General features: G+C 42.1%; 1 protein-coding gene and 1 pseudogene. Both read right to left on the bottom strand.

What is annotated here, in order from left to right; genetic code table 11:
- Positions 1 to 64: 64 nt before the first annotated feature.
- A complete protein-coding gene (locus tag V6E55_RS25395) occupies positions 65 to 730 on the bottom strand; it encodes an ATP-binding protein (RefSeq protein ID WP_163138160.1) in 666 nt (221 codons plus the stop codon).
- Positions 731 to 1116: 386 nt separating this feature from the next.
- Positions 1117 to 1349, bottom strand: a pseudogene (locus V6E55_RS25400) (IS481 family transposase); the annotation flags it as partial.
- Positions 1350 to 1433: the final 84 nt, after the last annotated feature.

Genomic DNA, 1433 nt, shown 5'->3' on the forward strand with positions numbered 1-1433 from the left:
TGGATACCGTGTCTCCTTTCCCGGGGAATGGCTATGGCACAGCGAAGGTGTAGCACTATTGGGATCAGTTATTTAGCTGACTGTCAATAAAGCAATCTGCAACCATGTCTTTTAACCCCTCCATCAATTTTGTTTTTTTGTGCATGACGGACGTTAAGCGTTCAATGTGCCTCATTGATTTCCCTGGACGGCACAGAGAGAATTTATCAGCAATATCCTTGAGTCCTGACTGTCGAGCTTTAATCGGGGATAGGTGCGACAAGTTGTGCTGGATAATTGCGCAGTAATCCTTGATGGTTTTGATCTGCCGGGACACTTCTGTTATCTGAGCGATGTCTTCCGAGAGCCAGCAATCAATATTTTCCGCATTATTCAGCTTCATTTTGCTCTGTTCTGTAAATAAAGTGGAATCGGCGTCCCCTTTGACAAACCTGTAATGCAACGTGTTGTTATGTCTGTAAAGCACGACACAGGAGATCTGATCTTGTCGTTGATATTCAAAAATGACAAAACTACGTGCTTTAGAAAGATAGAAATCCAGAAAGGTTTTAGGCTTTTCTCTGACCATATACTGAGGGTCAATCCCATAAAAAACAGGAACCAGAACAAGAGATGAGGTTTTTCCTGCTCCGTTTGTCCCTGAGATGTTGCTATGACCCGTCAAGGATATTTCCGTCAATGAAGGAAACGCGCTCTGGTTGGTGATGATCCGCAGTAGTGCACTTTTCATAAAAATCGCCTGCAAAATATACATTAAATCAATATATATCAGATCAGTGCATATTGGTAGTGTCAAGGTTAAATAATAGGCAATTTTGTACTAGGTAGCGTTTTAATTTGATTATGGACTTTATGCTATACCGATAAATACACAGGAAATTTTTTTCACAAAAGTGTATGAATGTTGATAGAAGCAACAAGCTACCATCGAAGGGCGTTTCCAAAGATATTGGTATAACAGAGCATCGAACAGACTCAGTTGGAAAGGATCTCGCGTAGAAGCTCTATCATCTTCACGGATAACTCGCGTTTCCAACGATAAATTAGTTTGGGATTATGTAGGGTAACGTTGTTGTATCGTTATGTGATTTTACTCACTTAGCGCGGTGTACAGAACTACTGGATCAGATCAGTTTCAACTGACGTTCTGCCGTTGCACATTTTGCCCTGATGAGTTCGTTCATTGTTGTAAGACAGCCACTCATCCTGATCATTTTGCCGCGTCTCCAGCGTTTGATTAACTTGTTGCGAAAAGCCACCTGATAAAACTCGTTCAGGATCGCCTTATCAAACTGCTCGCAGATCCCATTCGTTTGCGGTGACATCGTTTTAGTTTTCGTGTGATCGATGCCACTACTAGGGAAGGTGCGAATAAGCAGGTCATTTCTTCCCAAGCTGACTCGCTGATTAAAATTTCGCGGATCTGGGCCGAT

Origin of the sequence: Enterobacter sp. 342, assembly GCF_036663495.1 — a bacterium.
GTDB lineage: Bacteria > Pseudomonadota > Gammaproteobacteria > Enterobacterales > Enterobacteriaceae > Enterobacter.

Bases quoted from the DNA above. Each gene is read 5' to 3' on its own strand.
- V6E55_RS25395 (WP_163138160.1), bottom strand. From the start codon at position 730: ATGAAAAGTGCACTACTGCGGATCATCACCAACCAGAGCGCGTTTCCT.